The sequence below is a fragment of the Roseovarius maritimus genome, assembly GCF_043355895.2.
Taxonomy (GTDB): Bacteria; Pseudomonadota; Alphaproteobacteria; order Rhodobacterales; family Rhodobacteraceae; genus Roseovarius; species Roseovarius maritimus.
In genome coordinates this window covers 101,324-125,950 of sequence record NZ_JBHFPF020000009.1, presented here as the reverse complement: position 1 = coordinate 125,950, position 24,627 = coordinate 101,324, and the positions used below count along the sequence as shown (strand labels likewise).

At 64.2% G+C, this 24,627-nt stretch carries 26 protein-coding genes; 10 read left to right on the top strand and 16 right to left on the bottom strand.

Features of this window, described 5'->3' with window-relative positions:
• Positions 1-13 precede the first annotated feature (13 nt).
• The 3 genes from ACEWPM_RS15440 to ACEWPM_RS15430 are packed head-to-tail and all read left to right on the top strand — an operon-like array spanning position 14 to position 2,665.
• Positions 14-997: an NAD(P)H-quinone oxidoreductase gene (locus ACEWPM_RS15440; protein WP_393962939.1), complete on the top strand. Its 984-nt coding sequence runs from the start codon at positions 14-16 to the stop codon at positions 995-997.
• A gap of 1 nt (position 998) precedes the next feature.
• Positions 999-2,117, top strand: a complete 1,119-nt coding sequence (locus ACEWPM_RS15435) for an exo-alpha-sialidase (protein ID WP_393962938.1) — start codon at positions 999-1,001, stop codon at positions 2,115-2,117.
• A complete protein-coding gene (locus tag ACEWPM_RS15430; RefSeq protein WP_393962937.1) occupies positions 2,114-2,665 on the top strand; it encodes a hypothetical protein in 552 nt (183 codons plus the stop codon). Before ACEWPM_RS15435 ends, ACEWPM_RS15430 begins: the two co-directional genes overlap by 4 nt.
• A 90-nt stretch (positions 2,666-2,755) precedes the next feature.
• On the opposite strand, the gene ACEWPM_RS15425 is transcribed toward ACEWPM_RS15430, so the two are convergent.
• The 6 genes from ACEWPM_RS15425 to pyk all read right to left on the bottom strand — a co-directional run bounded on the left by ACEWPM_RS15425 (position 2,756) and on the right by pyk (position 9,494).
• Positions 2,756-5,821, bottom strand: coding sequence for an efflux RND transporter permease subunit (locus tag ACEWPM_RS15425; RefSeq protein ID WP_393962936.1), 3,066 nt, complete (start codon positions 5,819-5,821; stop codon positions 2,756-2,758).
• Positions 5,821-6,924, bottom strand: coding sequence for an efflux RND transporter periplasmic adaptor subunit (locus tag ACEWPM_RS15420; RefSeq protein ID WP_393962935.1), 1,104 nt, complete (start codon positions 6,922-6,924; stop codon positions 5,821-5,823). Before ACEWPM_RS15420 ends, ACEWPM_RS15425 begins: the two co-directional genes overlap by 1 nt.
• Positions 6,925-7,089: 165 nt before the next feature.
• Positions 7,090-7,455, bottom strand: coding sequence for a 50S ribosomal protein L20 (gene rplT / locus ACEWPM_RS15415; protein ID WP_393929753.1), 366 nt, complete (start codon positions 7,453-7,455; stop codon positions 7,090-7,092).
• A 12-nt stretch (positions 7,456-7,467) separates the two neighbouring features.
• Complete coding sequence (gene rpmI / locus ACEWPM_RS15410; RefSeq protein WP_076531361.1) at positions 7,468-7,668, bottom strand: 50S ribosomal protein L35; 201 nt, start codon at positions 7,666-7,668, stop codon at positions 7,468-7,470.
• Positions 7,669-7,788: 120 nt separating this feature from the next.
• Positions 7,789-8,013 carry a hypothetical protein gene (locus ACEWPM_RS15405; RefSeq protein ID WP_393962934.1) on the bottom strand — a complete coding sequence of 75 codons (225 nt, stop codon included), beginning with the start codon at positions 8,011-8,013 and terminating at the stop codon, positions 7,789-7,791.
• Positions 8,014-8,048: 35 nt separating this feature from the next.
• Positions 8,049-9,494, bottom strand: coding sequence for a pyruvate kinase (gene pyk, locus ACEWPM_RS15400; RefSeq protein WP_393962933.1), 1,446 nt, complete (start codon positions 9,492-9,494; stop codon positions 8,049-8,051).
• A gap of 137 nt (positions 9,495-9,631) precedes the next feature.
• On the opposite strand from pyk, the gene ACEWPM_RS15395 reads away from it, so the two are divergent.
• Genes ACEWPM_RS15395 through ACEWPM_RS15385 form a run of 3 tightly spaced genes read left to right on the top strand, consistent with a single transcriptional unit; the run spans position 9,632 to position 11,077 of the window.
• Positions 9,632-10,372 carry an N-formylglutamate amidohydrolase gene (locus ACEWPM_RS15395; protein WP_393962932.1) on the top strand — a complete coding sequence of 247 codons (741 nt, stop codon included), beginning with the start codon at positions 9,632-9,634 and terminating at the stop codon, positions 10,370-10,372.
• 12 nt (positions 10,373-10,384) lie between these two features.
• Complete coding sequence (locus ACEWPM_RS15390) at positions 10,385-10,732, top strand: 5-carboxymethyl-2-hydroxymuconate Delta-isomerase (protein WP_393962931.1); 348 nt, start codon at positions 10,385-10,387, stop codon at positions 10,730-10,732.
• A 30-nt stretch (positions 10,733-10,762) separates the two neighbouring features.
• Positions 10,763-11,077 (top strand): DUF1244 domain-containing protein, encoded by a 315-nt coding sequence (locus tag ACEWPM_RS15385; RefSeq protein WP_393962930.1) that lies wholly within the window; start codon positions 10,763-10,765, stop codon positions 11,075-11,077.
• Positions 11,078-11,150: 73 nt separating this feature from the next.
• Here the strand turns inward: ACEWPM_RS15385 and ACEWPM_RS15380 are convergent, their stop codons facing one another.
• The 3 genes from ACEWPM_RS15380 to dgcN all read right to left on the bottom strand — a co-directional run bounded on the left by ACEWPM_RS15380 (position 11,151) and on the right by dgcN (position 14,045).
• A complete protein-coding gene (locus tag ACEWPM_RS15380; protein ID WP_393962929.1) occupies positions 11,151-12,008 on the bottom strand; it encodes a D-amino-acid transaminase in 858 nt (285 codons plus the stop codon).
• 5 nt (positions 12,009-12,013) lie between these two features.
• The gene (gene dgcA / locus ACEWPM_RS15375; RefSeq protein ID WP_393962928.1) at positions 12,014-12,973 is read right to left on the bottom strand and encodes an N-acetyl-D-Glu racemase DgcA; all 960 of its coding nucleotides are present in this window, start codon (positions 12,971-12,973) and stop codon (positions 12,014-12,016) included.
• Between the two features lie 70 nt (positions 12,974-13,043).
• Entirely contained in the window at positions 13,044-14,045 is a 1,002-nt protein-coding gene (gene dgcN / locus ACEWPM_RS15370) for an N-acetyltransferase DgcN (RefSeq protein WP_393962927.1), read from the bottom strand.
• A gap of 307 nt (positions 14,046-14,352) precedes the next feature.
• Here dgcN and ACEWPM_RS15365 point away from each other — a divergent pair, with 307 nt between their 5' ends.
• The 3 genes from ACEWPM_RS15365 to ACEWPM_RS15355 all read left to right on the top strand — a co-directional run bounded on the left by ACEWPM_RS15365 (position 14,353) and on the right by ACEWPM_RS15355 (position 17,593).
• On the top strand, positions 14,353-15,312 hold the full coding sequence (locus tag ACEWPM_RS15365; protein WP_393962926.1) for an L-malyl-CoA/beta-methylmalyl-CoA lyase: 960 nt from the start codon (positions 14,353-14,355) through the stop codon (positions 15,310-15,312).
• 181 nt (positions 15,313-15,493) lie between these two features.
• Positions 15,494-16,282: an ion transporter gene (locus ACEWPM_RS15360; RefSeq protein WP_393962925.1), complete on the top strand. Its 789-nt coding sequence runs from the start codon at positions 15,494-15,496 to the stop codon at positions 16,280-16,282.
• A 78-nt stretch (positions 16,283-16,360) separates the two neighbouring features.
• On the top strand, positions 16,361-17,593 hold the full coding sequence (locus ACEWPM_RS15355) for an MFS transporter (RefSeq protein WP_393962924.1): 1,233 nt from the start codon (positions 16,361-16,363) through the stop codon (positions 17,591-17,593).
• On the opposite strand, the gene ACEWPM_RS15350 is transcribed toward ACEWPM_RS15355, so the two are convergent.
• From ACEWPM_RS15350 to ACEWPM_RS15320, 7 genes are all read right to left on the bottom strand, one after another.
• Positions 17,590-18,498 (bottom strand): alpha/beta fold hydrolase, encoded by a 909-nt coding sequence (locus ACEWPM_RS15350; RefSeq protein WP_393962923.1) that lies wholly within the window; start codon positions 18,496-18,498, stop codon positions 17,590-17,592. The two genes, ACEWPM_RS15355 and ACEWPM_RS15350, sit on opposite strands and share 4 nt — an antisense overlap.
• Positions 18,495-19,115: an HAD family hydrolase gene (locus ACEWPM_RS15345; protein ID WP_393962922.1), complete on the bottom strand. Its 621-nt coding sequence runs from the start codon at positions 19,113-19,115 to the stop codon at positions 18,495-18,497. Before ACEWPM_RS15345 ends, ACEWPM_RS15350 begins: the two co-directional genes overlap by 4 nt.
• Positions 19,112-20,074: a DMT family transporter gene (locus tag ACEWPM_RS15340; RefSeq protein WP_393962921.1), complete on the bottom strand. Its 963-nt coding sequence runs from the start codon at positions 20,072-20,074 to the stop codon at positions 19,112-19,114. Before ACEWPM_RS15340 ends, ACEWPM_RS15345 begins: the two co-directional genes overlap by 4 nt.
• A gap of 13 nt (positions 20,075-20,087) precedes the next feature.
• A complete protein-coding gene (locus tag ACEWPM_RS15335) occupies positions 20,088-20,540 on the bottom strand; it encodes a YaiI/YqxD family protein (RefSeq protein WP_393962920.1) in 453 nt (150 codons plus the stop codon).
• Between the two features lie 67 nt (positions 20,541-20,607).
• Positions 20,608-22,044 carry a Si-specific NAD(P)(+) transhydrogenase gene (sthA, locus tag ACEWPM_RS15330; protein WP_393962919.1) on the bottom strand — a complete coding sequence of 479 codons (1,437 nt, stop codon included), beginning with the start codon at positions 22,042-22,044 and terminating at the stop codon, positions 20,608-20,610.
• 4 nt (positions 22,045-22,048) lie between these two features.
• A complete protein-coding gene (fghA, locus tag ACEWPM_RS15325) occupies positions 22,049-22,882 on the bottom strand; it encodes an S-formylglutathione hydrolase (protein WP_393962918.1) in 834 nt (277 codons plus the stop codon).
• Positions 22,883-22,964: 82 nt separating this feature from the next.
• Positions 22,965-23,897, bottom strand: a complete 933-nt coding sequence (locus ACEWPM_RS15320) for an AEC family transporter (protein WP_393962917.1) — start codon at positions 23,895-23,897, stop codon at positions 22,965-22,967.
• Positions 23,898-23,994: 97 nt separating this feature from the next.
• Between ACEWPM_RS15320 and ACEWPM_RS15315 the strand changes: the two genes are divergently transcribed.
• A complete protein-coding gene (locus ACEWPM_RS15315) occupies positions 23,995-24,615 on the top strand; it encodes a TetR/AcrR family transcriptional regulator (protein WP_393962916.1) in 621 nt (206 codons plus the stop codon).
• Positions 24,616-24,627: the final 12 nt, after the last annotated feature.

Genomic DNA, 24,627 nt, shown 5'->3' with positions numbered 1-24,627 from the left:
GAAGGACATTCCCATGAGTGACACGATGAAGGCCGTCGAGATTTCCGAGCACGGTGGCCCCGAAGTGCTGACCCTCGGCGACCGGCAGGTGCCCGAGGCGCGCCCCGGCGAAGTGCTGATCCGCGTCGCCTATGCGGGCGTCAACCGTCCCGACATCTCGCAGCGTATGGGCAATTATGCACCGCCCCCCGGTGCCAGCGACCTGCCCGGCCTTGAGGCCTCGGGCGAGGTGGTTGCCCTCGGGGAGGGCGTGACAGACTGGGCCATCGGCGATCGGGTTTGCGCCCTTCTGCCCGGAGGCGGCTATGCCGAATATGTGCGCACCCCCGCCGCCCATTGCCTACCCATCCCCGAGGGGGTGAGCATGGCCGAAGCCGCCTGCCTGCCCGAAAACTACTTTACCGTCTGGACCAATGTCTTCATGCGCGGCGGGCTTGAGGCGGGCGAGCGATTCCTCGTTCACGGCGGCTCGTCCGGCATCGGCACCACGGCAATCCAGCTAGCCCATGTCATGGGTGCGCGCGTTTTTGCCACCGCCGGCAGCGCCGAGAAATGCGCCAAATGCACAGAGCTGGGCGCAAGCCGAGCGATCAACTATCACGAGGAGGATTTCGTCGAGATCCTGAAGGCCGAGGGCGGCGCGAACCTGATCCTCGACATGGTGGGCGGCGATTACATTCCGCGCAACGTCCGCGCGCTGGCCGATGAAGGGCGGTTGGTGCAGATCGCCTTTCTGGGCGGGCCCAAGGCCGAGCTGAATTTCGCCCAAGTCATGGTGCGCCGCCTGACGATCACCGGCAGCACCCTGCGCCCGCAAAGCGATCTGGCCAAGGCTCGCATCGCCGAGGCGCTGCGCAGCAAGGTCTGGCCGCTCTTGGAGGCTGGCCGCGTGGGCGTGGTCATGGACAGCGAATTTGCGCTGGCCGATGCCGCCAAGGCGCATATCCGCATGGAAACCAGCGCCCATATCGGCAAGATCGTTCTCAAGGTCGGCTAGAATGGCCCTCGGCGCGGTTCAAATCGCCGTCCTGGCACTGGGCGCGCTCAGCCTCGGCCTCAGCGCCTGGGCGATCCGCCGCGACGTGCCTCTGGCATGGGAGTGGGCCGTGCCCGCCCCGATGGAGCGGGGCGGCGCGCCAGTGTTTGAAACTGTGCTGGACCATGCACCTGAGACCGGTATCGCGCATTCGCCCGGCATCATCTTGAACGATCAGGGTATGAGTGTGCTGTGGTTTGCAGGCTCGCAAGAGGCGCAGGCGGATGTGGATGTGGTGGGCGTCGATATCGGGCCGGATGGGGCGGTTTCGCCCATCACGCCGCGCCTGACCAGCGCGGCGCTTGGCGATACGTTCGAGCCGCGACAACTGGTCGTGACCCTTGGCAACACCATTCAACGCGACGGGGCGGAGGAGACGCTTTATACCACGGCCGTGTCGGTGGGCGGCTGGGCCATGGCCTCGATCGCTGAAGTGCGGATGGGGCCGGATGGCCCGCTGCGCGCGCGCAAGCTGAATCTTTCGCCGCTGCTCAATCGCTCGTTCCTGGTGAAATCCCCGATGGTTGCCTACGCGGACGGATCGCACGCCCTGCCGGCCTATTTCGAGATGGGCAGCACCTATGGCGCGCTGGTGCGGCTGGACGGCGAGGGGCGCGTGCGCGACATGCGGCGCATGGCCGGGCCGATGAAGGCGATCCAGCCGATGATCGTGCCGCTGGACAGCGCCCGCGCCGTGGCCTTTCTGCGGAATTTCGACAGCGGAGCACGGCGGCTTCTGATCAGCCGCACGGAGGATGGCGGGCGCACATGGGATAAGGTGCGCGAGACCGATATGGCGAACCCGAGCGCGCCGGTTGCGGCAATCGGGATCGGCGGCGGAGCGATCCTGATGGCGGTCAATGACGATGCGGGTGATGGCGGTATCCTGAATTTGGTGCTGAGCGAGGATGGTGGCGAGACTTGGCACCACCTGCGCACATTGGAGGAGGGCGGCGGCGATGCGCGCTATCCCATGATGCGCGCGTTGCCGGACGGGCGCATCGCGCTGGTCTACAGCGTTCGGGGCAAACGGGGCATCCGAGCGCATGTCTTCAACCTCGCCTGGGCGCTGGGCGCATGACGGGGGCGCTGACCATTCTCTGGCTGGCTTCGCTGATCGGCTGGCTGGCGTGGCTGATCCTCGGGATCGGGATGCAGGCGCAGATCGCCGTGCCGCTGGGGCTTGCTGTGGGTGTCGTCATCACTCTGCTCTTGCGGGATACGCTGCCGCTGCGCGGGCTGGTCGCGCTTTTGGGGCCGGTCGGGGCGGTGCTACCGTTTCTGATCCTGCGCCAGATGTCGGCGGACATGGGCGCGCCGGTTCAGCCGTTCGGCAGTACCGAACTGTTGGTTTTTCTCGGCCTCTACGTCGCCTTTCTGGCCACGGCGATGGGAGCGCTGCCCATTGATCTCTACCGGCTGGGCTATGCGCCGATCCCGGTAGCGATCATGGTGCTGGCGCTCTGCGCTTACGGGCTGGGGCAGGGGATGATATTCGTACCGCTATTGGCGGTTACGGCGCAGGCCATGTGGGTGGTTGGCTGGGGCAGCAGCAATTACCTGGACCATATCTTGCATCCGGCGCTTGTGCCGGCGGTCCTCGTCGTTCTGGTGCTGCGCCTGTTCTGAGCCAAAGACGGGAGCTTTGCTCTCAAGCCTGAAACTCTCCAAGGGGAATTTCAGGCACCCCCGGGATACTTCCTGCAAAAAAATGGCGGGCTAGACTTCGCGGAGCTCGGCTTCGAGCGCCTCTCCGGATGCCGCGCGGGCGCTGGAAGCGCCGGCGATCAGCGCATATGCAGCGGGCGTCAGAAAGAGCGTGAAGGCGGCGGCGATGCCGAGGCCGCCGAATACGACCCAGCCGATGGCGGCGCGTGCCTCTGCGCCCGGGCCGGAGCCGAGGATAAGCGGCAGGCCGGCCATGACCGTGCAGATGAGGGTCATGGAGATGGGACGCAGGCGCACGTGGGCGGCCTCGAGCGCGGCCTCGGAGGCGCTGGCCCCCTTGTCGCGCATCTGGTCGGCGAATTCGACCAGGAGGATTCCGTTCTTGGCCATGACCCCGACGAGCATCAGAACACCGATCTGGCTGTAGATGTTGATCGTCGTGCCGGTCAGCAGCAGCGCGTAGATAGCGGCGCAGATGCCGAAGGGCACGGTTGTCATGACCACAAGCGCGCTGGTCAGGCTCTCGAATTGGGCCAGAAGGACGAGAAAGACCACGATCAGCGCGATGATGTAGGTCGCCGTGAGCGCGCTGGACGTTTCATCCAGCGATGCGGCCTCGCCGAGGAAGATGAGGCCGATCTCGCCGGGAAGCGTGTCCTGGGCCAGGGCACGCACGTCGTCGATCACGCTACGAAGGGGGGTGTCGGGCGAGAGCGATGCGTTCAGCTCGATCGCGCGGCGCTGGGCGTGACGGTCCAGCTCGGCGGCGACGCCGTTTTCCTCGAAGGACACGAGTTGGCTGAGCGGAACAAGCGCTCCGCTATCAGCGCGCACATAAAGGTTCATCAGGTCGGCGGGATCGCGCACAGCGCCAGCGCTGGATTGCAGGATGATCGGGACGGCCTCGTCCTGAATGGTCAACTCGGCGATCTCGTCCTCGTCGATCAGGGCACGCAGGGTCGTTGAAAGCGCCTCCATGTCGACGCCGAGATCCGAGGCGCGTGCGCGGTCCACCAGCACATTCAGCTGCGGCTGCGTCGCCTGATACTGAATCCGGATATCTGACAGGCCAGTCACATCGCGCATCGCCTCGGCAAAGCTGTCAGCCGCCTCGGCGATCTGCGGATAGCTCGGCCCGGTCAGCGCGATGCTGAGCCCGCCCGCCGAGCCGCGCAGGCCCAGGCTGTTGCCGCCATAGATTCGCCCCTGCGCGCCAGCCAGGTCGGCGAGCTGCGGTTGGATCTGTGCCTCGATCTCGGCCTGGCTGACCTCGCGCTGATCCCAGGGGGCAAGGCGCAGGCCGATGGAGCCCCGGTTAAGATCATAGCGCCCGGTAATCGAATAGAGGCTGCCGGCCACGCCGCTTGAGACGAAAGGCTGCATCATCGCCTCGACCCGCTCGACCTGCGCATCGGTATAGTCGAGGCCGGTGCCATCCGGCCCTTGGATCCATACGTCGATCTCGCCGCGATCCTCCTCAGGCAGAAGCTCTTCGCCCAGTTGGCCATAGACCAGCGCGGCGGACCCGGCGAGGAGCGAGGCGGCGACCAGCGTCACCAGCGGCGCCGCCACCATCGGCCGGACCAGAGCCATGTAGCCGCGCGAGAGCCACCCGCCAAGGCGCGCGAGCGGGCCGGTGCCGCCGCCCATATCGGCGGTCAGCGAGGCCAGCATGGGGCACATGGTGAGCGCGACAAAGGACGAGAGCGCGACGGTGATAGCCAGCACGAATCCGAATTCGGTAAAGAGCCTACCTGCGTCGCTGGGCAGGAACGATATGGGGACAAAGACTGCAATCAGCGTCGCCGTGGTGGCGATGACGGCAAAAAAGACCTCGCGTGCGCCGATGGCGGCGGCGGCGCGGCGGCCCAGACCCTCCTGCCGTTTGCGCTGGATGTTCTCTGTCACGACAATGGCATCGTCGACGACGAGGCCGGTGGCCAGAACCAGTGACAAGAGCGTGATGAGGTTGACAGAAAACCCCAGTAGCCAGATCGCGGCGAGCGATCCGGTCAGCGCGATGGGGATGGCGATGGCCGGGATGAGGACGGTGCGCAGCTTGCCGAAGAAGAGCCAGATGACCCCAATCACGATCAGCAGGGCGACAGAAAGCGATTTGGCGACCTCGGCGATCGAGCCCTTGATGAAAATCGCGCTGTCGGAGGTGATCTCGAAGCCCAGTTCAGGATAGCGCAGGCGCAACCGCTCGATGACGCGGCGGGCCTCGTCGGAAATCTGCACGGTATTGGATTGTGCCTGCCGCACAATGCCAAGGTTCAGCACCATGCGCCCGTCAAGGCGCGCGACGCTCTCGGCGGTGGCAAGGCCGAAATAGACATCAGACACATCGCCGAGGCGGATATTTTCGCGGATCTTCAGCTCTTCTATGAGGGCGGGATCTGTGACGGTCGCATCAGCGCGCACCAGCACCTCAAGCTGGCCCGAGCCGAAGCTGCCGACCGGCACATCGAACTGCGCGGCGCGCAGGGTATCGGCCACCTCGGCAATGGAGAGACCGAAGGCGGCGAGGCGCTCGGGCGCGACCTCGACCCTCAGGACGCGCTGGCGATCGCCGAAGACGACGACTTCGGCCACGCCGGGCACGGCGGTGAATTCGGGAATCACGGCATCCTCGACCAGCCGGGTCAACTGGTCGATGGGGCGCGCGTTGCTCCAGATCGCGATGTCGACAATGGGATTGGCGTCCTGCTCGGACTTGACGACGTAAAGATCTTCGACCCCGTCAGGCAGGCGCGTTTCGACCCGCGCCACAGCCTCGCGCACATCGCTGGCCGCCGTGTCCAGATCGCGGCTGGGACTGAACTCGGCGCGCAGGCGAAAGTTGCCTTCTTCGGAGGAGGTTTCGACCGAGGTGACGCCGGCGACCCGCGCAACCGCCCCTTCGACAAGCGAGGCGACTTCGGCATCGAGCGTGGTGGGAGAGGCGCCGGGGTAGTTGGCGCGGACAGAGACGATTGGGCGGTCGATATCGGGCAACTCGCGGATCTCGACGCCCCAGAGCGCGCCGATCCCGGCGATGACGATCAACAGGTTCATTACTGCTGCCAGCCAGGGCCGCCGCACGCTGAGCGCGCTGATTCCGCCGGCGTCATTCATCACGTTGCCCCCTGTCCGGGGCTGTTCAGCACATCCACCTCGCGACCAGGGCGCATGCGTTGCAGGCCCTCGACGACAATGCTGTCGCCCTCGCTTAGCGGTCCCTGGACGATGACGGAGCCGCCGCGCCGGCGGATCAGGCGCACCTCGACGGGCTGGGCGCGGCCCTCGCCATCAATGCGCCACACCTGCAGCGCACCCCCCGAGAATTGCAGCGCAAGCTCGGGCAGGATCGGATAGCTGTCGCCGGGCAGGTCCAGCGTCACGGTAAAGGACGCGCCGGGTCGCAGGGTATCGCTTTCGTTGGGAAACGCGGCCCGCAGCCGCGCCGTGCGCGTCGTCGCGGCAACGCGGCTGTCGATGGCGGTTATTTCGCCTGCCAGCGCTTCCGCGTCGATGCTGGGCGAGGTGGCGCGCACGGCCATGCCTATTTCCGCGCGGGGCAGCAGGGCCTCGGGCAGGTCGAACTCCACCAGGATGCGGCTGCGGTCGTCATAGCTTGCGATCGCCTCGTTCGGCTCGATCCGGTCGCCGACCTCGACCTCGGCCAGCCCGGCGATCCCGTCAAAAGGGGCGCGCAGCACGCGGTCCGCCAGATCGGCACGGGCTTGCTCAAGCTCGATTTCAGCGATGCGATAGGCTGTCATGGCGTCCTCGAACCGCTGGACGGTGGTCACGCCCGTATCGCGCAGGCCGGTATAGCGCTCTTGCTCGGACTGGGCGCGCTCTTGCCGCGCCTCGGCCAGCGAGAGGGCGAGACGCTGATCCTCGTCCTCGAGGCGCATCAGCACGTCACCCTCCGCAAAACGGCGGCCTGGTGTGATATTGAGCTCTGTCACCTCGCCGCCCGCGGGCGCGCGCAAAGTCACCGAGCGCTGGGCCAGCCCCGTACCGACGGCGGAGAAAGACAGGCTGTCCTCGGCCAAGGCAACTTCGGCCACAAGAACCGGCACGCCCTCTTGGCTGCCGCGTCCCCCCTGCGCCGTGTCGGTCCCTGGCTGCCAAAGCGCTGTGATCTCGGCGCGGTATTGCCATGCCGCTGCCGCGGCCGCGATCAACGCGGCACTCAGGGCGAGTTGCTTCCAGATAGGTGTCTTTGTCATGGGCCTTCCGGGGCGAGGGGCGGCGGTGGGATGCCAATATCCATGACATGATAGCCTTTAGAGGGACCACGTCATGCCCTCATTTGCCGAGCGGCTTGGGATCGGCACGAAAAACGCCGCCGGAGCGTCTCCGGCGGCGTCAAAATTTCGTGAGGTGCCGGGGCTTTAAGCTGCCAGAGCGCCCTTGGCCTGCTCAACGATCGCGGCGAAGGCTGCGGGCTCGTGCACGGCCAGATCGGCCAGAACCTTGCGGTCAACCTCGACACCGGCCAGCGCCAGACCGTTGATGAAGCGGCTGTATGTCAGCGCCTCGTCATGGCTGCGCACGGCGGCGTTGATGCGCTGGATCCAAAGCGCGCGGAAATTCCGCTTGCGGTTCTTGCGGTCGCGGGTTGCATACTGGTTGGCCTTGTCGACGGCCTGGGTTGCAACGCGGAACGTATTCTTGCGGCGGCCATAGTAACCTTTGGCGGCCTTGATGACTTTCTTGTGACGGGCGTGGGTGACGACGCCGCTTTTGACTCTCGACATGCTTGGATCTCCTTAGCGCGCGTAGGGCATCATCGGCTTGATGATCTGCTCATCAGCCTTGGACAGGGTGGTGGTGCCACGGGCATTGCGCAGGAACTTGTTGCTGCGTTTGATCATGCCGTGCTGCTTGCCAGCCTGACCTGCGATCACGCGGCCAGAGGCCGAGATCTTGAACCGCTTCTTGCAGCTCGATTTTGTCTTCATCTTGGGCATTTCCGGCTCCTATTCAGTGGTCGGTCGAACGCGCGACTCGGCATGCCACTCAGGGCCGGACGCGCGGGTGAAGGCCGCCTTTTAGGAGGGATGGCCCCGGCGTGCAAGGGCAAAGCCGCCTCAGTTGATGAAATCGCCCACAACGCGGACGAAGGCCTTGGGCACATCGGTGATGCTGTAGCCCGTCGGTTTCATGGAGACCGCCCAGACCACCAGGCATCCTGCTGCGATCAGCACCAGCGACGCGACGCGGGGCGGGCGCCGATCGGAGATGGCCGAGACGATGGCGGGGATCGAAAACACCCCCAGCACCACTCCGATGACGAGTATCTGATCGCTGTTCATGCCTGTCCGCCTATCTGGGTGACCTATGCGTCACCTTAGCTTGGATCCGCGGCGTATATCAAACTTTCTTGGCAGGGCGCGACGCGCAGGATGTTGGTGGTGCCCGGCACGTTAAACGGCACGCCTGCGGTCACCACGATCTGATCTTCTGTCGTGGCATAGCCTTGCGCCCGCGCGGCGCGGGCTGCGTTGATCACCGCCATCTTGAACCGGTCCAGCTCGGAGGTCATCACGCAGTTCACCCCCCAGCTCAGCGCGAGGCGCCGGGCGGTGCCGCGCAGCGACGTCATCGCGATGATCGGCACGCGCGGTCGCTCGCGCGCCGTCAGCAGCGCGGTGGTGCCCGATTGGGTGAAGCAGCAGATCACGCTGATATCCGCCGTCTCGGCGATCTCGCGCGCGGCGGCGACGATGCCGTCGGCCACCGTGGTGCGCACGGCAACGCGTGACGCTTCGATGATCTGGCGGTAGGTCGGATCGCTCTCGACCTCGCGCGCGACGTTGTCCATCGTCGTCACCGCCTCGACAGGATAGCTGCCCGCCGCCGATTCCGCCGACAGCATTATGGCGTCCGCGCCCTCGTAGATGGCGGTGGCCACATCGCTGACCTCGGCGCGGGTCGGGACCGGCGATTCGATCATCGATTCCAGCATCTGGGTGGCCACGATCACCGGCTTGGCCGCCTCGCGGCAGGCGCGGACAAGGCGCTTCTGGATGGGCGGCACGTTCTGAACAGGGAGTTCCACGCCCAGATCGCCGCGCGCCACCATGATGCCGTCCGAAGCGGCAAGGATGGCGTCAAAGCGTTTCACCGCAGACGGTTTCTCGATCTTGGACAGGATGGCCGCGCGGCCTTGGGCCAGCTCGCGCGCCTCGGCCACGTCCTCGGGGCGCTGGACAAAGCTGAGCGCCAGCCAATCAACGCCCAGCTGACAGACGAATTCCAGATCCTTGCGGTCTTTTTCCGATAGCGCGGCCAGTGGCAATTCAACGTCCGGCACGTTCACGCCCTTGCGGTTGCTGATCGTGCCGCCGACGATGACCTCACAGGTGGCATGGCTGGCGCTGCACTCGGTCACTTTCAGCCTGATCTTGCCATCATTGACCAAGAGGGACGCGCCCGGCTCCAGTGCCTGAAAAATCTCGGGGTGGGGCAGGCAGACGCGGGTGCCATCACCCTCGGTCTCGTCCAGATCGAGGCGGAAGGACGCGCCTTCCTCCAATTCTTCTTCGCCCTTGGCAAAGACGCCGACGCGCAGTTTCGGACCTTGAAGATCAGCGAGGATGCAGATCGGGCTGTCCAGATCCTTTTCGACCTGCCGGATGATGCGGTGCTTTTCGCGGATCTCGTCATGCTGGCCATGGCTCATATTCAGGCGAAAGACATCGGCTCCCGCCTCGTGCAGGGCGCGGATCATGTCGTAGGTTTCCGACGAGGGGCCGAGCGTGGCGACGATCTTGACGTTGCGATGGCGTCTCATATGTGAAACTTCCTGTATTCTGAGGCCGAAGACAAGCAAACTGGCGTGGCAGGGCAAAGCTGGGCAATCGGCCCGGCGCATGTCCGAAGCTTTGCCATTCTTTTGCGTCGGGGCAAAGGGCAGACGAGGGATTTGGGGTGACATATCATCCAGTCGTCATAGACGGGGCCGATCGCAGCGGGCGCTGGATGGTGCTGTGCGATCACGCATCGAATGAAGTGCCGGATTTCGTGAATCGCGGGTGCCTTGGGGTCAGCGCGGACGACATGGCGCGCCACATCGCCTATGATCCGGGCGCCGAGGGCGTCAGCCGCGCATTGGCCGCGGCGCTGGACGGCCCCGCCGTCCTGTCGCGCTTCTCTCGCCTCGTGATCGACCCGAACCGGGGCGAGGATGACCCGACGCTGATCATGCAGCTTTATGACGGCACGATCATTCCCGGCAATCGCGGTATTTCCGATATCGACGCGGGCGAGCGTCTGCGCCGCTGCCACCGGCCCTATCACGAGGCGATCATACGCTCGGCCGAAACGCGGCGCACTCCCGTCATGGTGTCCATCCACAGCTTTACGCCGCAGCTGCGCGGCCGCCCGCCGCGCCCGTGGCAGATCGGTGTGCTCTATTCTACCGACACGCGCCTCGCACACCGCCTGTTGGCGCGTTTGCGCGCCCAGCCGGACCTGAGTGTGGGCGACAATCAGCCCTATACCGGCCATCTGCCCGGCGATACCATCGCGCGGCACGGGATCGAGCGGGGGCGGCCGAACGTGCTGATCGAGCTGCGTAACGATCTGATCGAAACCGAGGCGCAGCAGCGCGCCTGGGCGGCGCGCCTGGCGCCGATCCTGTCCGAAACACTGGCCGAGGCCGGTCTGTAAAGGAGGCGCAAGATGCCGCATGTGATCATCGAACATTCCGCCGATGCTGCGGGGGGCACTGGCCTCGACGCGCTGTGCCAGGCGCTTTACCATGCGCTGGCGGAACATGCCGCGATCCCGAAGCCCGAGACGCTGAAGCTGCGCACGCAGGCCGCGGGGGCGCATCTGCTCGGCACGCGCGGGCAGAGCTTTGCCCACGCGACGCTGCGCCTCTTGCCGGGGCGCGACGAGGCGACCAAATCGGAACTGGCACAGGTGATCCTGCGCGTGATGGAGGCTGAGATGCATCATGTGCAAAGCCTGTCGGTGGATGTTGCCGATCTGAGCCCTGCCTATGCCAAGCGCGTGCTGCCCGACTGACTTAGCCGACTGACCAAGAAGGAGACACGCATGGACGACCAGACACGTACCGAACTTGAAGCCGCTGCCTTTCGCGCCCTTCGCCATCACTTGATGGAAGAGCGCACCGATGTGCAGAATATCGACATGATGAACCTCACCGGGTTCTGCCGCAACTGCCTGAGCCGCTGGTATCAGGAGGCTGCCAATGCGCGCGGGATCGAGATGTCCAAGGACGAGGCGCGCGAGATTTTCTATGGCATGACCATGGACGAATGGAAATCGCAGTATCAGACGGATGCCAACGCCAGTCAGCAGAAGGCGTTCAAGACGGCCTTCGCCGAGAATGTCGAGAAAAAGCGCTGAAAAAGCAGTCGGATCACTCCTTGGGAGCGGTCCGACATGAGTATTTTCGCCAAGACGAAGGTGCTGGGCCGCGCTAGATGGCGGCCTTGAGGCTTTCGTCGATATAGATCTCGCGCAGGCGGGCGGCGAGGGGGCCGGGCGTGCCGGTACCGATGCGGTCGCCGTCGATTTCCACGACAGAGGTGACAAAGGCGCTGGCCGATGTGATGAAGGCCTCATCCGCTGCCTTTGCCTCAGCCAGGGTGAAACTGCGCTCTTCCACCTCCATTTGCGCCTCGCGGGCAAAGCGCAGGACGGCAGCGCGGGTGATTCCGTGCAGGATGTCATTGCTGAGCGCGCGGGTGATGATGCGTCCGTCCTTGACGATATAGGCGTTGTTGGACGTACCCTCGGTGATGTGGCCATCCTCGATCATCCAGGCATCGTCGACGCCTGCGGCTTGCGACATCATCTTGGCCATCGACGGGTAGAGAAGCTGCACCGTCTTGATGTCGCGGCGGCCCCAGCGCATGTCGGGCACCGTGACAATGCGCGCGCCGCGCTTGGCCATCGCGCTGTCCATCATGCCGGGCTTGGCCTGCGTGAAGAGGACGAGCGTCGGCTCGGTATCTTCTGCGGGATAATGAAAGTCTCGATCACCGGGATTGCCGCGTGTGACCTGCATGTAGATCAGCCCCTCGTCGATCCCGTTGCGCTTCACCAACTCGCGGTGGATCTCCAGCAGATCGGCGCGCGCCTCGGGGGCGGGTATTCCAAGCTCGTTCAGCGAGCGGTCGAGGCGAGTCATGTGCCCCTCGAAATCGACCAGTTTGCCATTCAGCACGCTGACCACCTCGTAGACGCCGTCTGCCATCAGAAAGCCGCGGTCGAAGATCGAGACCTTGGCCTCGGTTTCGGGCAGGTAGTCCCCATTCACGTAAACGGTGCGCATTGTCGTTATCCCCATAGCTCCGGCGCGGGGGGGTGCACCCCGGCGCTGTCGAATGTCAGCGGTGTGTCCCGGTCCTCGGCCAGAAGGAGCGGGCCGTCAAGGTCCGTCACCATCGCGCCCTGGGCGACCAATGTCGCAGGCGCCATCGCAAGGCTGCTGCCGATCATGCAACCGACCATCACGCGATAGCCCTGGGCCAGGGCCTCGCGCCGAAGCTCCAGTGCCTCGGTCAGCCCGCCGGTCTTGTCCAGCTTGATGTTCACCACGTCATACTTGCCCTTGAGCGCGGAAAGGCTGGCGCGGTCATGGCAGCTCTCGTCGGCGCAGACGGGCAGGGGACGCTCCACGCCCAAGAGCGCGTCATCCTCGCCCGCAGGCAAGGGTTGCTCGACCAGCGCAACGCCCAGGCGCACCAGATGCGGCGCCAGATCGGCGTAGATCTCGGCGCTCCAGCCTTCATTGGCATCGACGATGATGCGTGCGTCGGGCGCGCCCGCACGGACTGCCTCCAGCCGTGTCATATCGTCCGGCGTGCCCAGCTTGATCTTCAGCAGGGGGCGGTGCTTGTTCTTGGCTGCCTGGGCCTGCATCGCCTCGGGCGTGTCGAGCGAGAGGGTATAGGCCGTGATTTCCGGCCCCGGTTCGGGCAGCTCGGCCAACTCCCACACACGCCGCCCGGCGCGCTTGGCCTCCAGATCCCACAGCGCGCAGTCCAGAGCATTGCGGGCCGCCCCTGCTGGCATGGCCGCCAACGCCGCGCGGTCTGTCACCTCGGTCGCCTCGATCTGCGCCGTCACGCTCTCCAGCGTCTCGCCGTAGCGGGCATAGGGCACGCATTCGCCCCAACCGCGATGCACCCCGTCGTTGACCGTGACCGTCAGTACCTGCGCCTCGGTGCGCGAGCCGCGGCTGATGGTGAAAACCTGAGCCAACTTGAAAACATCGCGCGTCACCGAAACCTGCATGCGTCCCGCCTTTCTTAGTTCAGAAATGTTCTAACTTGGACGCGAATTCTCCCGCGCCGAAGCCATCAAATCACAGCGCTTCCAACGCGTCGACCAGCAGACTTGCACCGAAACGGTAGGGGTCGGTCGCGGGCAGGTCCATGCGCTGGGCGACGTCGGCCAGGTAATCCCGGGCCTCTTCCTCGCTCATGTGCTGGGTGTTGATCGAGATGCCAACGACGCGGCAGGCCGGATTGCCGACCTGTGCCAGCGGGAGGGCGGTGTCGCGCAACTTCTCGAGCGTGGGCGGAGTGTAGCCGGGCAGGCCGCGCATATGGCTTCGCGTCGGCTCGTGGCAGAGGATCAGCGCGTCGGGCTGACCGCCATGGATCAGCGCCATGGTGACGCCCGAATAGGAGACGTGGAAGAGACTGCCTTGCCCCTCGATCATGTCCCAGTGATCGGCGTCATTGTCCGGCGTCAGGTATTCGATCGACCCGGCCATGAAATCCGCGATCACCGCGTCCAGAGGCACACCGTCGCCGGTGATCAGGATGCCGGTCTGGCCGGTAGCGCGGAACGTGGCCTTCATGCCCCGCTCGGTCATGTCGCGCTCCATTGCCATCGCGGTGTACATCTTGCCGACCGAACAGTCGGTGCCGACGGCGAGGCATCGCTTGCCGCTCCGCGGCTCGCCGTTTGCGATGGGGTATTTAACCGAAGGGACGCGAACATCGTGCAGCTTGCGGCCCGTCGCCTCGGCCACGGCCACGAGGTCGGGCTCGTCGCGCAGGAGGTTATGCAGGCCGGAGGCGATATCGAAACCCTCCTCGAGCGCCGTGACCAGAACCTTTTTCCAAGCCTGGCTGATGATGCCACCGCGATTGGCGACGCCGATGACCAGCGTTTTGGCCCCTGCTTCTTTTGCCTCGAGCAGTGTCATCTCGGTCAGTCCCAAATCGGCGCCACACCCCGGCAGGCGGAACTGGCCGACGGCATTTTCGGGGCGCCAGTCGCGGATACCAATGGCGACCTTGGCGGCCAGCATATCGGGCGCATCGCCCAGAAATAGAAGATATGGCGTCTCGATCATGGGATGTTCGGTCCTTGCAGGGGCGGGCCAGCGCGGCCCGGCTTTCGGATTCGGCGATTGATGCCGTCTTATCTAAGTTAAGGCCCGGTATCACGCAAATTTCTACGGTAATAACCTGTCTTCAGTGAAATGGCGCCGTAATTTGGGCGTCTGCGTAATTAATAGGCGAAGAATCTGCGGTCCATTTGGTAAAATTCGGTGAATTTCACCAAATGCTGCGCCTGCAAAACCGCCTTGCAAGAGGGTGGGTAATTTAATACCGATTGCGGATATCCGCACGCAACTTCCTTATCGGAAAGAGGTTCCAATGAGCTTTCGTCTGCAGCCGCCCGCTCCCGCCCGCCCAAATCGCTGCCAACTCTTCGGCCCGGGTTCCAACGCGAAACTCTTTGAGAAGATGGCGACCAGCGCAGCGGATGTGATCAATATCGATCTTGAGGACTCGGTCAGCCCGAATGACAAGGATTTGGCTCGAAAGCAGACGATCGAGGCGATCAATTCGGTTGACTGGGGCAACAAGTATCTCAGCGTGCGGATCAACGGCCTGGACAGTGCCTGGTGGTATCGCGACGTGGTGGACCTTCTGGAGAAGGCCGGCGACCGGCTGGACCAGATCATGATCCCCAAGGTGGGCTGCGCGGCGGATGTCTATGCCGTCGATGCACTGGTCACCGCCGTCGAGCGGGCCAAGGGGCGCACAAAGCCGATCAGCTTCGAGGTGATCATTGAAAGCGCGGCGGGTATCGCCCATGTCGAGGAAATCGCAGCCGCCAGCCCGCGTCTGCAGGCGATGAGCCTCGGCGCCGCCGATTTCGCGGCATCGATGGGCATGGCGACGACGGGGATCGGCGGCACGCAGGAAAATTACTATATGCTGCACGATGGGCAAAAGCACTGGTCCGATCCGTGGCATTGGGCGCAGGCCGCCATTGTCGCGGCCTGCCGCACGCATGGCTTGCTGCCAGTCGATGGGCCTTTCGGGGATTTCTCGGACGATGACGGTTTCCGCGCGCAGGCGCTGCGCTCGGCCACGCTGGGCATGGTCGGAAAATGGGCCATCCATCCCAAGCAGATCGCATTGGCCAACGAAGTATTCACGCCCACCGAGGAAGCCGTTGCCGAAGCGCGCGAGATCCTGGCCGCGATGGAGACGGCCAAGGCGAATGGCGAAGGCGCGACCGTCTACAAGGGCCGCCTTGTCGATATCGCCAGCATCAAGCAGGCCGAGGTGATCGTGCGCCAATCCGAGATGATCGCGAAGGGCTGAGGCGGCACGCGGCAGTAACGAGCGCCTGCGGCGCGCTCTTTCCCTCTTTGCGTTGCGCGCAGCCGCGTTGGAAATCTTGCAGATTTTTAACGAATGGATATTTGAGGCAAGACGAAGCAGAAGGGCGGCGCGCATGGGCCGCCTTTCGTGCTGTTGGGCAGGCTCGGGGAGGCATCAGGTAATGGATACGCGCGCAAGGCTGGACGCATTTTTGTCGCGGGCGGTCGTGCGGCAGGTGATCATCGGCGTGATCATCTTCAACGCGATCATATTGGGCATGGAGACCTCGACCAGCCTGATGGCGCAGTTCGGCGTGCTGATCGTGGCGCTGGATACCGCCTGTCTTGCCTTTTTCGTCACGGAGATCGCGCTCAAGCTTTATGCGCGGGGCGGGCGGTTTTTTCGCGACGGGTGGAGCGTATTTGACCTGATCGTCGTCGCGCTGGCGCTGATACCGGCGGGGCAGGCACTTTCGGCGCTGCGCGCCTTGCGGATCTTGCGGGTGCTGCGCGTCATCTCGGTCGCGCCGCGGTTGCGGCGGGTGGTCGAGGGGTTCGTGACCGCGCTTCCGGGTATGGGCTCGGTCTTCTTGCTGATGGCGATCATTTTCTACATCGGCGCGGTGATCGCGACCAAGCTTTTTGCCGCTGATTTTCCCGAGTGGTTCGGCACGCTGGGCCGGTCAGGCTACACGCTCTTTCAGATCATGACGTTGGAATCGTGGTCGATGGGCATCGTGCGCCCGGTGATGGACGTGCATCCCTGGGCCTGGGCGTTTTTCCTGCCTTTCATCCTGATCACGACCTTCGCGGTGGTGAACCTGTTGGTGGGTCTGATCGTGAACTCGATGCAGGACGCGCATCATTCCGAGGATGCGGCCAATACCAACACCTATCGCGATGAAGTCGTGGGTCGTCTGGCCGCGATGGAGGCCAAGCTGGATGCGCTGGCCAAGGATCGGGATTGCTGAGGGCGCAGCGCACGAATGGTGATTTGACGGCACGAGCATTCCGGCCAATGGTGCGGCAGCCAGCCTCCCGGAGCCGCCATGGACAAGCCTGCCTCCATTTTCACGCCCGTTCTCATTGCGGGCTGCGTGATCATGGTGATCTCATTCGCGGTACGCGCATCGTTCGGCGTGTTCCAGATCCCCATCGCGGACGAATTCGGTTGGCTGAGGAGTGAATTCAGCCTTGCTATCGCTGTCCAGAATCTGGCCTGGGGGATCGGGCAGCCGTTGTTCGGGGCGCTGGCGGAAAAGATCGGCGACAGGCGGGCGATTGTGTTGGGGGCGCTGGTCTATGCTGCGGGACTGGTGGCATCGTCTCTGGCGGTGACGCCGGAGGCACATCAATTCTTCGAGGTTTTCGTAGGCTTCGGCATCGCCGGCACCGGGTTTGGCGTGATTCTGGCCGTGGTGGGCCGGGCAAGCAGTGACGAACACCGCTCCATGAGCCTGGCGATTGCGACCGCTGCCGGATCTGCGGGTCAGGTCTTTGGCGCGCCGGTGGCCGAGGCGCTGCTGGGGCTGATGAGTTGGCAGATGGTGTTTGTCCTCTTTGCCGGGGTAATACTGGCAAGCCTCATGGTGCTGCCCTTGATGCGCGTGCCGGTTGTCGCAACCCGGTCCGAGCTGGAGGAGAGCCTGGGCCAGATCCTGCGACGCGCGATGCGCGATCCGAGTTATGTGCTGATTTTTCTGGGATTTTTCAGCTGCGGCTATCAGCTGGCCTTCATTACCGCGCATTTCCCGGCCTTCGTGACCGAGATGTGCGGGCCGATCCTGCCGGGAGGGATGCTCTACGGAATGGGCATCACCAGCACCTCGGCGCTAGGGGCGGTGGCGATATCGCTGATCGGGTTGGCGAACATCGCGGGCACGCTGACGGCGGGATGGCTGGGCAAGCGTTATTCGCGAAAATACCTGCTGGCAGGTATCTATGCGGGGCGCACGATCATCGCGGCCGCCTTTATACTGACACCGATCACGCCTGCGACTGTGCTGCTGTTTTCGGTCTCGATGGGCGCACTATGGCTGGCGACCGTGCCGCTGACCAGCGGTCTGGTCGCACATCTCTACGGGCTGCGCTACATGGGTACGCTCTATGGGATCGTCTTCTTCAGCCACCAGTTGGGCAGTTTCCTTGGCGTGTGGCTGGGTGGGCGGATGTATGACATCTACGGCGACTATACTGCGGTCTGGTGGATCGGTGTTGGCGTTGGCGCGTTCAGTGCGATTGTGCATCTGCCGATCAAGGAGACCCGGCTGATCCCGGCCTAGCGCGCCAGGTGATGGCCCAGAAGACGCGCGACGTCTGCATCGTGGCTGTATGGCAGGGCATGGCCCGCCTCGGGAACCACCTCCTGCACGGCGGCCGCATTCCATTCGGCCAGGGTATCGCGCCCTTTGATCGGGATGACATCATCCTTCCCGGCCCAGATCACCAGGACGGGAAGGCCAGCCTCGGCCAGTTTGCGATGCACCGCTTCCGTGTCCGCGTCCAGCGCGCCGCGTAGTGATGACAGTACGGCAGGCAGATACCCGCGATAGCGCAGTTGCGCGATTTGCATGTCGACAATGCCCGGCACGCCCGACGCCTGGCTCCGCTCGGCTTCGAGCGCGCGGCGCATCGAACGGCCATAGAGTGCCAGCATCGCCCAGGTGCCAAGCAGCCCTGTCTTGGCCATCAGGCGCGAGGCGGGGCCCAGATCATGGCCGATCCCTGCGGGCGCCAGAAGAACGATCCTGCGGATCATCCGAGGGTTCTCGGCGGCAAAGCCGGGCGCGATGATGCCGCCCATCGAATAGCCGAAAAGGGTGATGTCGCCGGTCACCTTCTGGTCTGCCAGAAGGTCCGACAATTGCCGCGTGAAGAAGGCCACATCCTGCGCGCCTCCGGGGCAGCCCGAATAGCCGCGCCCGTAGAGGTCGTAGACCAGCACGCGGTAGCCCATATCGCCGAGGGTTTCGGCGATAGCCTGCCACACCGGGGAGGGCGTTGTCAGGCCGTGCACGCAGACCGCGACAGGCCCGTCCTTTGCGCCCAGCCAGCGATAATGCACGCAGCCCTGGGGCAGGTCCGCAAACTGGCCCGGCGCATCGCGGCGCGGCATGCGCGGGCGCGCGGCCTCACGCAGGAAGGGGGTGACAGCGACGAGGGCGAGGATTGCGAGAAACGTTGTCACCGGGCCTGGTCCGGTGTCAGAAGGCCGAGCGTGACGAGGTTCTGCGCCAGCCCTTCCGGCCCTTGGAAATGATGCACATGCCAGCCTCGCGCAGCGGCGGCGGCGATATTGTCTGCACGGTCGTCGATGAAAAAAAGCGCCTCGGGCGGCAGCCCGCAATCCGCTTCGACAGCTGCATAAATCGCGGGTTCGGGTTTGATCAAACCCATCCGGCCCGAGATATAGGCCCGGTCGAACTCTTGCAGAAACGGAAACTGCGCGGCGCTGAGCGGGAAGTTGTCGGTGCCGAAATTCGAGAGTGCAAACACTGGCATGCCTTGTGCCTTTAGCGCCTGCAGCATGCGCACAGAGTGGTCGATGGCAGGCTTGGCCATCTCGCACCAATGGTCGCGGAAATGCAGCAGTTCGGACGCGAAATCCGGATGGGCATCACCCATGCGCGCGGCTTCGGCGCCGAAATGGGCGCCTGCGTCGATGCGGTTCATCATCGCCGGAATGTCGATAGCGGCGAACATCGCGCGGCGGCGGGCTGCGCCGCAAAGCGTATCGAAATAGCGCTCGGGTTGCCATTCGATCAGCACGTTACCGATATCGAATATGACGGCCCGGGGCGTCACCGGCGATAGCGCGACGTTGGGCGCACGCCGCCGCGACGCTGTTCGCGCCACAGCATGTAAAGGCCCGAGCCGATGATCAGCGCAATGCCAATCCACGCATTCGCGCTGGGCCATGTGTCAAAGAACACGGCGCCCCAGAAGATGGCGACCGGCATCGCGACATACTCGAACGGCGCGGCAAAGGCAGCCTCGCTCAGCCGGTAGGCCTGCGTGATCAGCCAACTGCCGCCGACGCCCGCAATGCCCAGCATGGCAATCACCCAGAGGTCGGGTGTGTCGATGGGCGCCCAGGCGCGCAACAGGAACGAGAGCGCAGGATGCGCGCCGGTCTCGAACCGGCCGTCCCCGATCAGCAAGCCGATCACGGCGCTGGAGATCAGGAAGGTGAAGATGACATAGATCGTCATGGTCGCCGCGCTTTCGGTGTCGCGGATCTTGCGCGTGACCATGTGCATCGCGCCATAAAGGACGGCAGCGACAGCCGGGAGCAGCGAGGCGATCTGGAATGCCTCCGTGCCCGGCTGCACGATCAGCAGGACACCGACCAGCCCCACAAGGATTGCGACCCAGCGACGCGGGCCGACCGTTTCCTTGAGAAAGATCACCGACATCACCGCGATGGCCAAGGGCGAGATGAAGAAGATCGCAACCGCATCCGCGATTGGCAGCGCGGCGAGGCCCAGAAAGAGGCACACGTTGGCACAGACGATAAAGCATCCGCGCAGCAGATGCGCCCCGGGCCTGCGGGTATGAAATACCCGCAGTCCACCGCTGAAGGGCATGATGAGGGCAAGGAAGACCGTCAGGCTGACCAGCGAGCGCAGGAGCACGATCTGGTGCAGCGCGTAATCCTCGCTCAACAATTTGATGCCCAGATCGACGAAGGAAAAACACAGGATTGCCGCCATCGCGCAAAACGCGCCAATCGTATTGTTGGCCGGAGCGGCGAGGACGGTCATGCGAAGGGGCCTTTCAGGGGGCGAGGCTACGGGCCTGCCGGACGGCCCGCTCGAGCGCGTCCAGAAAGCGTGAACGATCCGCCTTTGTAAACCCCTTGCCGCCGCCCTGGCGAAACGGGTCGGCGGCGCGCAGATCCGTCATCAAATCGCGCGTCGCCAGCACATTGCCGATATTGGCAGCGGTCAAAGCCTCGCCATTATGCTTGAGCACCAGCGCGCCGGCCGCGACGCATTTCGCCGCCAAGGGAATATCACCGGTGACGACGACATCGCCTTTGCCCGCTCGCTCGGCAATCCATATATCAGCGATGTCCGGCCCGTCGGGCACGATCACGGTCTGGACCAGCGGATGGGGTGAGGGGCGCAATCCGCCATTCGAGACGATGTAAACGGCCCATCCATGGCGCGTGCCAACACGGATCGCCTCATCCTTGACCGGGCAGGCATCGGCATCGACATAGATCATCGTGGACCAGCCCCTTTGGAAAAAATACGTTTTCCGCGCCGCTTTCCACGCGGAAAGCAAGCGTCCGTCATTTGGCGCCTGCCTTGCTCGTCTTGCGGCCTACCTTGTATTCCTCGGGTATCGGCATGCGGTTGAACGCGTCCAGTCCGGCGATCTTGTAGGCCTCGGCCAGCGTCGGGTAGTTGAACGTATTTTGCACGAAGTAATCCACGGTGCCTTTCAGGTTCAGCACCGCCTGCGCGATGTGGATCAGCTCCGTCGCGCCTTCGCCGACGATCTGCACGCCCAGCACGCGCCGCGTCTTGAGCGAGAAGAGCATTTTCAGCATCCCGTGCTCCAGCCCCATGATATGGCCGCGGCTGGTCTCGCGAAAGCGCGCAACGCCGACCTCGTAGGGAATGCCGCGCTCGTTCATTTCCTCTTCGGACATGCCGCAGGTGCTGATCTCGGGGACCGAGTAGATGCCATATGGAAACCACGGGCTTTCGGGCAAAGTGGGCGTTTCCAGCGCGTGACAGGCGGCGATGCGCCCTTGTTGTAGCGAGGTAGAGGCGAGGCTGGGATGGCCGATCACGTCGCCCGCCGCATAGATATGGGGCACCTTCGTCTGGTAGGTCTTGCGCTCGACCTCCAGCCGTCCGCGATGGTCCGTGGTGAGGCCAGCCTTATCGAGGCCCAGCCGTGCCGTTGCGCCCATCCGTCCGGCGGCAAAGAGGAGCATATCGCTGCGCACATGGCGGCCGTTTTCCAGCGCGACCTCGACGTGACGGCCCGCGTCGGTGATACTCTCGATGGGCGAGCCGAGGCGCAGATCGACGCCGTTCTCGCGGATCTGGTGGGTGAAATCGTCGACGATGGCCTGGTCGATGAAGTCGAGGAAGGTTTCGCGCGGCTCGATCAGCGTGACGCGCACATCGAGCGCCGAGAACATGGTGGCATATTCCACCCCGATCACACCCGCGCCGATCACCGTCAGGCTGCGCGGGATTGTCTCCAGTTTCAGGAACTCGTCACTGTCCAGGACCGTGGTGCCGTTGAAGGGGCATGTATCCGGCCGATAGGTCTTGGTGCCCGTGGCGATCAGGAACTTGCCCGCCGTCAGGCGCGTGGTCTGACCCGCATCCACCTGCACCTCGATCTCGTTCGGGCCGACGAAACTGGCCATGCCATAGAGCGTTTCGACATGGTTGCGGTTGAACTGATGCTCCAGAACGTCGACCTCGTAATCGACGGTCTTGTGCAGGCGGGCCTGCAGATCCTCGGCGCCGATATCGTCCTTGACCCGGTAGGAGCGCCCGTAAAAGCTGCGCTCGCGCCAGCCCGAGAGGTTCAGCACCGTCTCGCGCAGCGTCTTGGACGGGATCGTGCCGGTATGGGCCGAAACGCCCCCCAGCCGGTCCTTGCGGTCGATGACCAGCACCCGGCGGTGCAGCTTGCCCGCCTGGATCGCCGCCGCGCGGCCCGCGGGACCCGAGCCGATGATGATCAGATCGTACCGACCCATGGTCTCATCCCGCATAAAGTGCCTCGGCGTGGAACGTCACGTGATCCTCCATGAAGGACGAGACGAAGAAATAGCTGTGATCATAGCCGGGCTGCATCCGGATGATGCCTTGCTGGCGGCGCTTGGCGGCGGCTTCGGCCAGCGTTTCGGGGCGCAGGAGGTCGAGGAACTGATCGGAGGTGCCGGTATCCACCAGCATCGGCCCGTCAAAGCCCTTTTCCGCCATCAGGAGGCTGGCATCATGCGCGGCCCATTTGCCTTCGTCCTCGCCCAGATAGCCGGTGAACTGCTTGCGGCCCCAATCGCTGTTAGCGGGATTGCAGATGGGCGAGAAGGCCGAGACCGAGCGGTAGCGCCCCGGCAGGCCCATCGCCAGCGTCAGCGCGCCGTGCCCGCCCATCGAGTGGCCGGTGATCGACTGCCGCTCGATGTCCACGGCGAACTCGGCGCCGATCAGCGTGGGCAGTTCCTCGGCGATGTAATCCCACATCCGGAAGTGCTTGGCCCACGGTTCTTGGCTGGCATTCAGGTAGAAACCCGCGCCCTGGCCCATGTCGAAGGCGTCGTCGTCGGCGACCCCATCGCCGCGCGGAGAGGTGTCGGGGAAAATGACGGCTATGCCCTGCTCGGCCGCCCAGCCTTGGGCGCCCGCCTTGGTCATGGCGTTCTCATGGGTACAAGTGAGGCCCGAAAGGTACCACAGCACTGGCACCGGGCCGTCCTTCGCCTCGGCGGGCAGGAAGAGGCCAAATGTCATGTCAGTGCCCGTCGCCTTGGAGGCGTGACTGTAGACGCCCTGAATGCCCCCAAAACAGGCGTTTTCCGATTTCGTCTCCATCGTGGCGCTCCTCTTGATGTCCTCGTTGTCACATAGATGATTAACAGCCGGTTGCGAACGGCGAAACGGCTAAAAATCGCCCCTAATAAAGCGGCTGCACCCAGCCGATCACCAGCGAAACCGTCACGGCTGCCAGCACCGTCGAGATCAGGATCGAAGTCGAGACCCGCTGCGGCGCGACGCCGTAATGCTGCGCCAGCATGTAGACATTGCCGGCCACCGGCAGGGAAGCCGCCGCGATCATCACCGCCGCCGCATAGGGCGCCACGTCAAAGATCCAGAGCGCGGCGATGGCGACGGCGGCGGGGTGCAGCACCAGTTTGCAAAAGCTCAGCCAGCCCGCAGCATAAGGCCGCTCTGCCGATTTACCCGCCAGCGAGGCACCGATGGCAAAGAGTGCGCCGGGCGTCGCCGCGCCGCCGAGGATGATCAGAAACTCGTTCACCGGGCCCGGAATGGGCAGGCGCAGGGCCGACCATGTCAGGCCCAGCACGATCGACACGATCATCGGGTTCTTTAGCAGGCCGATGCCCACGGTGATCAGGACGGCCGGCCGCATACGCCCGTCGCGCGTGCCCGTGATCACGATCACGATCAGCGCGCCAAAGACGATCAGATCGACCGCCAGCACCATCATCACCGAAACGATCGCCGCCTCGCCCATCAGCATGGCCAGCATGGGAATGCCCAGAAACCCCACATTGCCTATGACGGCGCATTGCGCCTCGACGGCAGCTTCCTCGGCGGGGCAACCGCGCAGGATCGCGGCGCCCGTGGCCAGCACATAGATCACCGCCGTGCCGCTGAGATAGGCCAGCACAAAGGGAAGATCGAAGACCTCGCGCAGGCTGAGATTGGCCGAAAAGCGCAAGAGCATGGCCGAGAGCGCGAAGTAGAAGACAAACTTCGTGAGGTAAGCCGTCGCCTGGGGGGTGAAAAAACCGCTGCGCCCCGCGCCGTATCCCAGCGCGATGATCAAGAAGAACGGCAAGGTCTGAATGAAAATCGCGGCCATTCCCCTTGGTAGCAGGCGCGCGCGCGGCGTCAATTGCGGCGCGCTTGCATCGGGCAGGCTGCGCGCTTTAGGTTGGCGCAAAATTCGGGGCGGCAACATGACAGCACAGAGCAGCGAGATCCGAAAAGGGCGCAAGTTCGATCAGGTGCTGGACGGCGCGCGCGAAGTGTTCATGCGCGACGGCTTTGACGGGGCGAATGTCGACGACATCGCACGTGTGGCTGGCGTGTCCAAGGCGACGCTCTACAGTTATTTCTCGGACAAAAGGCTGCTCTTTTCTGAAGTGGCGCGGATCGAATGCGACCGTCAGGCCGCCTCCGCCATGGCCGAGATCGACCCCGCTGCCCCGGTCGAGGCGTCGCTGAGCGAGCTGGCGGATCGGATCACGCGCTTCTTTCTGTCGGATTTCGGGCAGCAGATCTACCGCATCTGCGTGGCCGAAAGCCATCGCTTTCCTGAACTGGGCCAAAGGTTTTATGCCTCCGGACCCCGGATGCTGATGCAACGGCTGGGTGCGATCCTCGACGGGTATGTCCAGCGCGGTGCGCTGAGCATCGAGGATATTGACATGGCGGCCAACCAACTGGCCGAGCTGTGCAAGACCGACCTCTTTTCGCGCCGCCTCTGCGGTATCGGCGAGAGCCCGTCGGAGGAGGATATCCGCCGCGTCTCGGGCGCTGCGGTCACCATGTTCATGGCGCGCTACGCTGTTAGGTAACGCGCTGATTGC

Excerpts from the sequence above, each read along its gene's own strand:
- ACEWPM_RS15440 (WP_393962939.1), top strand. The coding sequence starts at position 14 with ATGAGTGACACGATGAAGGCCGTCGAGATTTCCGAGCACGGTGGCCCC.
- ACEWPM_RS15435 (WP_393962938.1), top strand. The coding sequence starts at position 999 with ATGGCCCTCGGCGCGGTTCAAATCGCCGTCCTGGCACTGGGCGCGCTC.
- ACEWPM_RS15430 (WP_393962937.1), top strand. The coding sequence starts at position 2,114 with ATGACGGGGGCGCTGACCATTCTCTGGCTGGCTTCGCTGATCGGCTGG.
- ACEWPM_RS15425 (WP_393962936.1), bottom strand. The coding sequence starts at position 5,821 with ATGAATGACGCCGGCGGAATCAGCGCGCTCAGCGTGCGGCGGCCCTGG.
- ACEWPM_RS15420 (WP_393962935.1), bottom strand. The coding sequence starts at position 6,924 with ATGACAAAGACACCTATCTGGAAGCAACTCGCCCTGAGTGCCGCGTTG.
- rplT (WP_393929753.1), bottom strand. The coding sequence starts at position 7,455 with ATGTCGAGAGTCAAAAGCGGCGTCGTCACCCACGCCCGTCACAAGAAA.
- rpmI (WP_076531361.1), bottom strand. The coding sequence starts at position 7,668 with ATGCCCAAGATGAAGACAAAATCGAGCTGCAAGAAGCGGTTCAAGATC.
- ACEWPM_RS15405 (WP_393962934.1), bottom strand. The coding sequence starts at position 8,013 with ATGAACAGCGATCAGATACTCGTCATCGGAGTGGTGCTGGGGGTGTTT.
- pyk (WP_393962933.1), bottom strand. The coding sequence starts at position 9,494 with ATGAGACGCCATCGCAACGTCAAGATCGTCGCCACGCTCGGCCCCTCG.
- ACEWPM_RS15390 (WP_393962931.1), top strand. The coding sequence starts at position 10,385 with ATGCCGCATGTGATCATCGAACATTCCGCCGATGCTGCGGGGGGCACT.
- ACEWPM_RS15385 (WP_393962930.1), top strand. The coding sequence starts at position 10,763 with ATGGACGACCAGACACGTACCGAACTTGAAGCCGCTGCCTTTCGCGCC.
- ACEWPM_RS15380 (WP_393962929.1), bottom strand. The coding sequence starts at position 12,008 with ATGCGCACCGTTTACGTGAATGGGGACTACCTGCCCGAAACCGAGGCC.
- dgcA (WP_393962928.1), bottom strand. The coding sequence starts at position 12,973 with ATGCAGGTTTCGGTGACGCGCGATGTTTTCAAGTTGGCTCAGGTTTTC.
- dgcN (WP_393962927.1), bottom strand. The coding sequence starts at position 14,045 with ATGATCGAGACGCCATATCTTCTATTTCTGGGCGATGCGCCCGATATG.
- ACEWPM_RS15365 (WP_393962926.1), top strand. The coding sequence starts at position 14,353 with ATGAGCTTTCGTCTGCAGCCGCCCGCTCCCGCCCGCCCAAATCGCTGC.
- ACEWPM_RS15360 (WP_393962925.1), top strand. The coding sequence starts at position 15,494 with ATGGATACGCGCGCAAGGCTGGACGCATTTTTGTCGCGGGCGGTCGTG.
- ACEWPM_RS15355 (WP_393962924.1), top strand. The coding sequence starts at position 16,361 with ATGGACAAGCCTGCCTCCATTTTCACGCCCGTTCTCATTGCGGGCTGC.
- ACEWPM_RS15340 (WP_393962921.1), bottom strand. The coding sequence starts at position 20,074 with ATGACCGTCCTCGCCGCTCCGGCCAACAATACGATTGGCGCGTTTTGC.
- ACEWPM_RS15335 (WP_393962920.1), bottom strand. The coding sequence starts at position 20,540 with ATGATCTATGTCGATGCCGATGCCTGCCCGGTCAAGGATGAGGCGATC.
- sthA (WP_393962919.1), bottom strand. The coding sequence starts at position 22,044 with ATGGGTCGGTACGATCTGATCATCATCGGCTCGGGTCCCGCGGGCCGC.
- fghA (WP_393962918.1), bottom strand. The coding sequence starts at position 22,882 with ATGGAGACGAAATCGGAAAACGCCTGTTTTGGGGGCATTCAGGGCGTC.
- ACEWPM_RS15320 (WP_393962917.1), bottom strand. The coding sequence starts at position 23,897 with ATGGCCGCGATTTTCATTCAGACCTTGCCGTTCTTCTTGATCATCGCG.
- ACEWPM_RS15315 (WP_393962916.1), top strand. The coding sequence starts at position 23,995 with ATGACAGCACAGAGCAGCGAGATCCGAAAAGGGCGCAAGTTCGATCAG.